We start from the raw sequence: 9,771 nt of genomic DNA, 5'->3' as shown, positions 1-9,771 counted from the left end.
CGCCGGCGACCACAGCCGCATCGCCTTCCGGCCGACAAAGTGGAAACTCTTCAGAGACAACAGAGAGCAGGCTGTAGAGGCAGAAATAGATGTGGGGCAGCGGGCGGCCGAGGAAGCCGGTGAAACCGTAGCCTTCGAACTTGCCCGCACGGGCACTTGACTTCATCACCGACCATACGCCGGCGAAGCGCGCTTGAGCTTCGCCGGCCGATTTCGGTTTGCTTCGATATGCGCTAAGCAGGGACGCCCGCGGCCGACAATGGCCTCGGAAACGGAGAGAAGCGCATGACGATCGTCGACGACCTGAAACAAGCCTTCGGCGATATCGTCCTGACAGGAACAGAGATTGGCGAACGCCATCGCAGTGACGCCAGCCTGACCGGCCGCGAACTGCCGAAGGCCGTTATCCGACCTACAAGCAGCGAAGAGATCGCCGAAGTCCTCCGCCTCTGCAACGAGAACGGCCGGGCAGTCGTCGTCCAGGGCGGCCTGACCGGGCTTGCCGGCGGCGCCAATGCCGGCAGCGACGCGGTGGTGATTTCGCTCGAACGTTTTACCGGCATCGAGGAGATCGACCCGCAGGCAGGAACCATGACGGTGCGCGCCGGCACGCCGCTCGAGGTTGCGCAACGCGCTGCAGAAGACGCCGGATTCCTGTTGCCCATCGATCTCGGTGCCCGCGGCTCCTGCCAGATCGGCGGCAATCTCGCCACCAATGCCGGCGGCATCCGTGTGCTTCGCTACGGCGTCACCCGTGACAACGTGCTCGGCCTCGAAGTCGTGCTGGCCGATGGGACTGTCATCTCGTCGCTCAACAAGATGATCAAGAACAACACCGGCTACGATCTCCGACAGTATTTCATCGGCTCCGAGGGAACGCTCGGCGTGATCACCCGCGCGGTCCTCCGTCTGCGGCCACTGCCAGCCGGCCGGCTGACGGCGCTCTGTGCCCTCGACAGCTTTGATAATGTGGTTGCCTTTCTCACACATTGCCAGCGCCGCCTGCCGGGGCTCTCGGCCTTCGAGGCCATGTGGCAGAACTATTTCCGCTTCAACGCAGAGGCGGAAAAGCAAAGGCTCTTTGATGAAATTCCGCCTTTCGCCGTGATCGTCGAACAGGATCTCCTGGGTGACGACAGCGAGCGCGATGCGTTCGAGGCCCTTCTCGGCGAAGCGCTCGAAGCCGGCATTATCAGCGACGCGCTGATTGCCCAGTCGGAGAAGGAAAGCCGCTCGTTCTGGAGCATCCGCGAGGGCCACGCGATGGACCAGTTGCTGCCGTCGCTCATCAATCTCGATGTCAGCCTGCCGATCGGCGATATCGGGCGCTTCGCCGAGGACTGCGGCAAGGCTCTTTCTGCGCGGTTCCCGGCCGCCCACGTCTCCTTCTTCGGCCATGTCGCCGACAGCAACCTGCACATCGCCTTCTCGCAACCGGACAGCGACGCGGAAACGCCGCACATCGTCGATGGCATCGTCTACGAGATCGTGCGGCGCTATCGCGGCTCGATCTCGGCCGAACACGGCATCGGCACGTTGAAGCGGGAATTCCTCGACCATTCGCGCAGTCCGGCGGAGCTCGATCTCATGCGCCGGATCAAGCTGGCGCTCGACCCGAACGGCATCCTCAATCCGGGTAAGGTGCTCTGAGAGTACGACTGGAGAAGAACGGCTCCCGGGAAGAACTCTCAATAAGTCGGTTCAGAGCCAGGAGGCGGGCGTTTTCGGCAAGCGCCCATCGGGATCAATCACCTTCAACTCTGCCCCCTCGCCTGAATTCCAGCGCCAGAGTGCGACGCAAGTACCGCCAGGTGACATGAAGGACGGGTAGATCAGGCCATCGAAGCCTCGATCGCTCAGCTCCCGCTGCAGGCGATGCGTCTCCGGCAGGAGGCCGCGATCAAGCGCATCGCGCCATTCGCAGCGGTGAATCTCCTCGGTGAGATCAAGCGCGGCAAGCGTTTCGACAACCGTCAGGTCGGCGAGCCGAGCGAAGCGCAGCTCAAGCTGCGCGATCAGCGCCGGATGCTGGACGAAACCCTGATTGTACTCGGCCCAGGCGGTCGAGAGTTCGCGGGCCGCATAGATTGTCGGCACACCCAGGGGATTCCACCGTCCGCCAAAGCGCGAAGCACCGTCGCCCGAGAGCGGCGCATGCGCCCAGCGCGGGACGTAGGCGCGCCACAGGCGCACCGGCTCGCTTCCTGCCATCAGGCGTAGACACCGGAACGTACGGCTTCGAGATAGGCGAGCACCTTGTCGGCCTTGCCTTCGCCGACAAGGTCATAGGCCGTCTTTCCGGCCCAGCCTGGGATCGGCTGGTGCTTGAACCAGATCACGGCGCGGCTGTCGTCCCCCGCCATCTCGCCGGCCATGGCGAGGATGCGCACGACGTTGCTCAACGCCGCATCGACCTTGCGGGCGCTGGATTTCGCCGTCAGCGTGTTGCGCGCGACCCCGATCAGCTTCGCTAGCTCCGCAAGCGTCACGCCGAGGCGATCGGAAACCAGCCTCGCGGAGAGGAAGGACGAGTGGCTCTCGCCGTAGTGGGCGGCAGAAACATTGAAACTGACAGTCATGGCAGAATCCGAGCTCTTTTTGATCATCACGTAATCAAAATAAGCTCAAAAGGCGCCCATTTCAAGGAAAGCCTATTGCCGCCAGGATGGCTCGCGCTTGTCAAAGAAAGCGCCGACACCTTCGCGGGCCTCGTCGGATTCCCAGCAATCAGCAAGCTGCTCGATGGTCGCGGCAATGGTGTCCCCGGTGATCGGTGGTCCAAGCGAACGGGCCAACCGTTTGGCCCGACCGGTCGCCTCGGGCGCCACTGCCAGATAGGGCTCGATCTCCGCTTCGACCGCCGCATCCAGGGCATCTGCCGCAGCAACGACCGTGGCCAGCCCCAGGGCGCGCGCCTCCTCAGCGCCGAACAGGCGGGCGGACATGAACAACGGCCGCGCCTTGCCCTCGCCGATCCGGGCGACGACATAGGGGCTGATGGTGGCCGGGATCAGGCCGAGACGCGTCTCCGTCAAACCAAATTTGGCGTCGGCCGAAGCGACGGCCGCATCGCAGATGCTCATGAGGCCGACGCCGCCGCCAAAGGCGTTGCCATGCAGGCGGCCGATCACCGGCTTGGCGATCTCGTTCAGCGCCTTGAACATCATCGCCAGACGCGTCGCCTCGGCGACCCGCGTCGCCCGATCGGCATCGAACTGCTCACGCATCCAGCCGAGATCGCCGCCGGCGCAGAAGCTGCGGCCTTCGGCTTCCAGTATGACGGCCCGGACCGAGCGATCGTCCGAAAGCGAATGAGAGGCTTCGGTCAGTTCGCCGATCATCTTCGCCGAAAGCGCATTGTGCTTCTGCGGTAGTGCCAAAGTCAGCCGCGCGACCCCGCGTGCGTCGGTCGCGATCCGGATCGTTTCGAGGGTCATGATCTTGTCCTCAAGGTCCGCGCGAAAGCGGCGGCCTGTTCGAGCTTCGCCGTGTCGAGGCCAGTCGAGAACCCCTTGCCGGTGACGAAGGCGTTGACGGCGAGCGTGTCGACATTGCCGGCCGCTCCCGGCGCATAGGGACATCCGCCGAGACCGCCGGCCGAGGCATCGAAGACCCGCAAACCGCGGTCGAGCGCCACGGCGATATTTTCGAGCGCGCGGCCGCACGTATCATGGAAATGTCCGGCAAGCCGCTGGGACCGAATGCGCTCCAGCACTGCAGCCAGCATCGCGTCCACCGCCTCCGGTTTGCCGCGACCGATCGTGTCGCCAAGACTGATCTCATAGCAGCCGAGATCATCGAGCAGGCCGGCGACATCGGCGGCACTGGCCGGCGCGATCGCCCCCTCATAGGGGCATTCGACCACGCAACTGACATAGCCGCGCAGCAGAAGCCCGCGCTCACGGCAGGCGTCGGCAATCGGGCGAAACCGCGCGATGCTTTCGGCGATCGAGCAATTGATGTTCTTCTGCGAGAAGGTTTCGGAAGCGGAGGCGAAGATCGCCACCTCGTCGGCGCCAGCTTCAAGTGCTGCCTCAAGCCCGCGCATATTGGGCGTCAGCACGGCGTAGCGCGTACCGGGTCGCCTGACAATGCCGGCCATCACCTCGGCGGCGTCGGCCATCTGCGGCACCCATTTCGGGCTGACGAAGCTCGTCACCTCGATCCGCTCATAGCCGCAGTCGGATAGCAGATCGACGAGGTGGATCTTGTCGGCAGTCGCAACGATACGGCTTTCATTCTGCAGCCCGTCACGTGGCGCCATTTCGACGATCGTCACGTGCTCAGGCACCGCTCCGCTCATTCTGCGCTCTCCGCCTGGAGCATCACCAACACGGCGCCGGCGCTCACCTGTTCGCCTTCACTGACCAGTACGCTCTCGACCACGCCGGCACGCGAGGCCGACAGCGTAAGCTCCATCTTCATTGCTTCCATGACGGCGAGCGTCTGCCCCTTTTCGACCGTATCACCCGGGCGGACCCGGATGAGCTTGACGATGCCAGGCATCGGCGCCGACACCTCGTCGTCGGCCACCTCGCTGGAATGACCGGTGCCAAGCGCATCGGGCAGGCGCAGGACGTAAGTGTCACCGTTGAGGAACAGGGTGATCTGCTCGCCTTCGCGCAGGAAGCGGAACTCATGCTGCGCACCGGAGATCTCGGCGCGGGCGCCATCGGTGAACCGGTCGAGGATCACCACAGGCAGAGCCGCCGTTCCGGTGTGGACCGCAAACTGGTCGCGGCCGCGGGCAGCGAGCGTCACAATCGCCCGGCCGCCTGCGTGCTCGATCGTGACGTTCCTGCTGGCGTCGCCCCAGATCTGCCAATGGCCGAGTGACGACCACGGATCGGCAGATCCATCCGGCAGCAGGGCGCCGGTGGAGACGATCGCCGCCAGCGCCAGCGCCGCATCGCTTGGCGCCTTCGTTGCCGTGAGCTGATCGATGGAACGGTCGATGAGGCCGGTATCGGGATGCCCGGCGCGAAAATCCGGCTCGGCGGCAAGACGCGCCAGAAAGTCGAGATTGGTGACCGTGCCGCCGATGCGGCACGCCCTCAATGCGCTTTCGAGCTTTGCCAGCGCTGCCGAACGGTTCGGGCCATGAACGATCAGCTTGGCGATCAGCGGATCATAGAATGGCGTGATCCGGTCGCCTTGCCGGACACCGGCATCGACACGCACGCCATCCTCCGGAAAGCTCAGCGTCGTCAGCCGCCCGGTCGCCGGCAGGAAGCCGCGAGATGGGTCTTCCGCATAGATGCGGGCTTCGAACGCCCAGCCGTCGATGCCGATCTCGCTCTGCCGTTTCGGCAGCGCTTCGCCGGCGGCGGCGCGCAACTGCCACTCGACGAGATCGATACCGGTGATCGCCTCCGTCACCGGATGCTCCACCTGCAAACGGGTGTTCATCTCCATGAAATAGAACTGGTCCGGCCAGAGCCCGTCCGTCACGTCAGCGATGAATTCGACGGTGCCGGCGCCGACATAGCCGATCGCCTGGGCTGCGCGAACCGCAGCATCGCCCATGGCGCGCCGCACTTCCGCGGTCATGCCGGGGGCCGGTGCTTCCTCGATTACCTTCTGGTGGCGGCGCTGCAGCGAGCAGTCGCGCTCGAAGAGGTGCAGGATATTGCCGTGCCGGTCGCCGAAGACCTGGACTTCAATGTGCCGGGGTTTCGTCAGGTATTTCTCGATCAGCACCGAGCCATCGCCGAAGGCGGCTTCCGCCTCGCGGCGCGCCGCCTCGAGTGCGGCTGGAAACTCGGCGGCGCTGTCGACGCGCCGCATGCCCTTGCCGCCGCCGCCGGCGCGTGCCTTGATCAGCACCGGATAACCGACATTTTCCGCTTCGTTCGCGAGAAAGTCCGCATCCTGCCGCTCGCCGTGATAACCGGGGACGACCGGCACACCGGACTGCTCCATCAGCGCCTTGGCGGCATCCTTCAGCCCCATGGCGCGGATCGCTCGCGCGGATGGCCCGACGAAGGTGATCCCGGCCGCCTCGACGGCGTCGGCGAAATCGGCATTCTCCGAGAGAAAACCATAGCCCGGGTGGATCGCATCCGCACCGACCGCGCGTGCGGCAGCGATGATGCGCTCGGCCGACAGATAGCTTTCGAGGGCCGGGGCTGAGCCGATGCGGATCGCTTCGTCGGCAAGTGCCACGTGCAGCGCGCCGACATCAGCATCGGAATAGACGGCGACCGTGCGAATGCCGAGGCGCTTGGCGGTACGCATCACCCGGCAGGCGATCTCACCGCGATTGGCAATCAGGAGTTTGGAAAACATCGGCATCCTCGGCCCCTATCGCGCAGCGATCACATCGATTTCGAGCAACCAGCCGGCATCGAAAATGCCGGCGATCGCCACGGTCATGGCGGGTGCGAGCGCGCCCAGATATTCCTGGCGGGCAGCACGGTTGGCCATGGTGTACTGGCGGTCGGCAAGCAGGACCGTCACCTTGACGATGTCGGACTTCGTCATACCCGCCGCCGTCAGCTGGGCGTCAATGTTCGCCCAGACCTGGCGCGCCTGCGCCTCGAAACCCTCCGGCAATGCGTCTTCGGCCGTCAGCGGCACCTGGCCCCTGACAAAGAGCAGGCGCTCGAAATCTTCAAGGCGCACGGCCTGCGAATAGCCGCCGCGCGGTTGAGGTGCATTCTTGGCGTTGATGTTCTCGCGCTTCATCAGCTCATCCCTACATCCTGAAGAGGCCGAAGCGCGTGTCTTCGATCGGCGCGTTGAGCGCTGCCGAAAGCGACAGGCCCAGCACATCGCGCGTCTTGCGCGGATCGACGACACCGTCGTCCCAAAGTCTTGCCGAGGCATAGAGCGGATGGCTCTGGCGCTCGAAGAGATCGAGGATCGGCTGGCGGAAACGCGCCTCCTCCTCTTCGCTCCAGGGCGTGCCCGCCCGCTTCAGCGCCTCGCTGCGCACCGTCGTCAACACACCGGCCGCCTGTTCGCCGCCCATGACAGAGATACGGCTGTTCGGCCAAGTCCAGAGGAAGCGCGGCGAAAAGGCGCGGCCGCACATGCCGTAATTGCCCGCGCCGAAGGAGCCGCCGACGAGCATGGTCACCTTCGGTACCCGCGCCGTCGCCACCGCCGTCACCAGCTTGGCGCCGTGCTTGGCTATGCCTTCCGTCTCGTACTTCCGCCCGACCATGAAGCCGGTGATGTTCTGCAGGAACACGAGCGGAATCTTGCGCTGGGCACAGAGCTCGACGAAATGCGCGCCCTTCAGTGCGGATTCGGAGAACAGCACGCCGTTGTTGGCGATGATGCCGACCGGAATGCCATGGACATGGGCGAAGCCGCAGACGAGCGTCGTACCGTAGCGCGCCTTGAACTCGTCGAAACGGGAGCCGTCGACGACGCGGGCGATGACCTCGCGGATATCGTAGGGCGTGCGCAGATCGGAAGGCACGATGCCGGCAATTTCGTGCGGATCGTAGAGCGGCGGTTCAGATGCCGTGAGTTCGACCGACAGCGGCTTGTGCCGGTTGAGCGCGGCGACAGCCCGACGCGCCAGCGCCAGCGCGTGGGCGTCGTCACGCGCCAAGTGATCGGCCACGCCGGAAAGGCGGGTATGCACATCGGCGCCGCCGAGATCCTCCGCCGAGACCACCTCGCCGGTCGCCGCCCTGACGAGCGGCGGGCCGGCGAGAAAGATCGTACCCTGGCCCTCGACGATGATCGTTTCGTCGGACATCGCCGGCACGTAGGCGCCGCCGGCTGTGCACGATCCCATCACCACAGCGATCTGTGGAATGCCGGCAGCCGACATGTTGGCCTGGTTGTAGAAGATCCGGCCGAAGTGATCCCTGTCCGGGAAAACCTCGTCCTGGTTCGGCAGATTGGCGCCGCCGGAGTCAACGAGATAGATGCAAGGCAGATGGTTTTCCGCGGCGATCTCCTGCGCGCGCAGGTGCTTCTTCACCGTCAGCGGATAGTAGGTACCGCCTTTGACCGTCGGATCGTTGCAGACGATCATGCATTCGCGGCCCGACACCCGGCCGATGCCGGTGATCAGTCCGGCCGCCGGCGCATCGCCATTGTACATGCCGTGCGCGGCCGTCATGCCGACTTCGAGGAACGGCGTTGCGGGATCGATGAGATTGGCCACCCGGTCGCGCGGCAGAAGCTTGCCTCGACTGACATGGCGCTCGCGCGCGGTTTCGCCGCCGCCGCCGGCCGCAAGCTTCACAGCCTCCTCGACCGTCACGATCGCCTCGGCCATGGCCGCCTGATTGGCCCTGAACGTTTCGGAGGACGGTGAGATGTGAGATTTCAGAACGGTCATGAGGTCCTCATAGGATCGAGTTCGGCCGCTTTCGTCTCATCCCGCTCTAGCTCGTCTCGGTGAACAGTTCCCGGCCGATCAGCATGCGGCGGATCTCGCTGGTGCCTGCACCGATCTCGTAGAGCTTGGCGTCGCGCAGCAGACGACCCGCCGGGTAGTCGTTGGTATAACCGTTGCCGCCCAGCGCCTGGATCGCCTCGAGCGCGAGCGCCGTCGCCTTCTCGGCCGCGTAGAGGATGCAACCCGCCGCATCCTTGCGCGTCGTCTCGCCACGATCGCAGGCGGCTGCCACCGCATAGACATAGGCGCGTGCCGCATTTGCCGTCACATACATGTCCGCGAGCTTGCCCTGCATCAGCTGGAATTCGCCGATCGCCTGGCCGAACTGCTTGCGCTCATGCAGATAGGGGACGACGACATCAAGGCAAGCGGCCATGATACCGAGGGGACCGGCCGACAGCACCACGCGCTCGTAGTCGAGCCCGGACATCAAAACCCGGACGCCGCCGCCGATGGTGCCGAGCACGTTTTCCTGCGGCACCTCGCAGTCTTTAAAGATCAGCTCGCAGGTGTTGGAACCGCGCATGCCGAGCTTGTCGAGCTTCTGGCCGGTGGAAAATCCGGCATAGCCTTTTTCGACCAGGAATGCGGTGATGCCGCGCGGACCGGCCGCCGGATCGGTCTTGGCATAGACGACGAGCACGTCGGCGTCGGGGCCATTGGTGATCCACATCTTGTTGCCGTTGAGCACATAGCGGTCACCGCGCTTGTCGGCCCTCAGCGTCATCGAGACGACGTCCGAGCCGGCGCCGGGCTCCGACATCGCAAGCGCGCCGACAAATTCGCCGGAGATCAGCTTCGGCAGGTAACGCGCCTTCTGGTCGTCATTGCCGTTGCGGTTGATCTGGTTGACGCAAAGATTGGAGTGGGCGCCGTAGCTGAGGCCGACCGAGGCCGACGCGCGGCTGATCTCCTCCATCGCCACACAATGGGCGAGATAGCCCATGCCGGCACCGCCATGCTCCTCGCCAGCGGTGATGCCGAGCAGGCCGAGTTCGCCCATCTCGCGCCAGAGCTGCATCGGAAATGCGTTGTTGCGATCGGTTTCATCCGCCAATGGCGCGATGCGGTCCATTGCGAAGCGCCGCACGCTCTCGCGCAATGCGTCGATGTCCTCGCCAAGTGCGAAGCTCAATCCGCCCTGAAACATGTTTATCCTCCCATCGTGCCTGCCGCGCGGTCTCCTCCCACAGCGGCCGTACGATAACGCTCCATCCTCTACGCGGATCGCGGCGAATGCAATGATATCAACGCCGCGACATGGCCGGACGATAGCACCGCGTTCCGCTAATTTCCTTCCAAAGAGGGGCGAAGCCAAGCACGATATGAAAATCCGGAGGCGCCCGCCGATTGCATCCTGTGCGTGAAGCGGTCACCGGGCGCTCGCGCTGCCGCTACCGGCATGG

The 9,771-nt window shown here is 64.7% G+C and carries 9 protein-coding genes; 1 reads left to right on the top strand and 8 read right to left on the bottom strand.

The annotated features are described in order from the left end of the window. Positions 1 to 285: 285 nt before the first annotated feature. Complete coding sequence (locus AC070A_RS09140; RefSeq protein WP_057255525.1) at positions 286 to 1,650, top strand: FAD-binding oxidoreductase; 1,365 nt, start codon at positions 286 to 288, stop codon at positions 1,648 to 1,650. Positions 1,651 to 1,701: 51 nt separating this feature from the next. Here AC070A_RS09140 and AC070A_RS09135 read toward each other — a convergent pair whose 3' ends face one another. The 8 genes from AC070A_RS09135 to AC070A_RS09100 form a co-directional block, all read right to left on the bottom strand. Further along, positions 1,702 to 2,211: an RES family NAD+ phosphorylase gene (locus AC070A_RS09135; RefSeq protein WP_057255524.1), complete on the bottom strand. Its 510-nt coding sequence runs from the start codon at positions 2,209 to 2,211 to the stop codon at positions 1,702 to 1,704. Beyond that, positions 2,211 to 2,579, bottom strand: a complete 369-nt coding sequence (locus tag AC070A_RS09130) for an MbcA/ParS/Xre antitoxin family protein (RefSeq protein ID WP_057255567.1) — start codon at positions 2,577 to 2,579, stop codon at positions 2,211 to 2,213. Before AC070A_RS09130 ends, AC070A_RS09135 begins: the two co-directional genes overlap by 1 nt. Before the next feature lie 72 nt (positions 2,580 to 2,651). Further along, positions 2,652 to 3,437, bottom strand: coding sequence for a crotonase/enoyl-CoA hydratase family protein (locus tag AC070A_RS09125; RefSeq protein WP_492383859.1), 786 nt, complete (start codon positions 3,435 to 3,437; stop codon positions 2,652 to 2,654). After that, positions 3,434 to 4,303 carry a hydroxymethylglutaryl-CoA lyase gene (locus AC070A_RS09120; RefSeq protein ID WP_492383858.1) on the bottom strand — a complete coding sequence of 290 codons (870 nt, stop codon included), beginning with the start codon at positions 4,301 to 4,303 and terminating at the stop codon, positions 3,434 to 3,436. Before AC070A_RS09120 ends, AC070A_RS09125 begins: the two co-directional genes overlap by 4 nt. After that, positions 4,300 to 6,288 carry an acetyl/propionyl/methylcrotonyl-CoA carboxylase subunit alpha gene (locus AC070A_RS09115; protein ID WP_492383857.1) on the bottom strand — a complete coding sequence of 663 codons (1,989 nt, stop codon included), beginning with the start codon at positions 6,286 to 6,288 and terminating at the stop codon, positions 4,300 to 4,302. Before AC070A_RS09115 ends, AC070A_RS09120 begins: the two co-directional genes overlap by 4 nt. Before the next feature lie 15 nt (positions 6,289 to 6,303). Continuing rightward, a complete protein-coding gene (locus AC070A_RS09110) occupies positions 6,304 to 6,687 on the bottom strand; it encodes a RidA family protein (RefSeq protein ID WP_492383856.1) in 384 nt (127 codons plus the stop codon). 10 nt (positions 6,688 to 6,697) lie between these two features. Beyond that, a complete protein-coding gene (locus AC070A_RS09105) occupies positions 6,698 to 8,305 on the bottom strand; it encodes a carboxyl transferase domain-containing protein (RefSeq protein WP_057255519.1) in 1,608 nt (535 codons plus the stop codon). Between the two features lie 46 nt (positions 8,306 to 8,351). Then, positions 8,352 to 9,515, bottom strand: coding sequence for an isovaleryl-CoA dehydrogenase (locus AC070A_RS09100; protein ID WP_492383855.1), 1,164 nt, complete (start codon positions 9,513 to 9,515; stop codon positions 8,352 to 8,354). Between the last annotated feature and the right edge of the window lie 256 nt (positions 9,516 to 9,771).

The organism is Ensifer sp. GW101-20A05 (assembly GCF_059424735.1).
The sequence above is the reverse complement of the archived record's forward strand: the minus strand, read 5'-3'. Positions and strand labels throughout refer to the sequence as shown.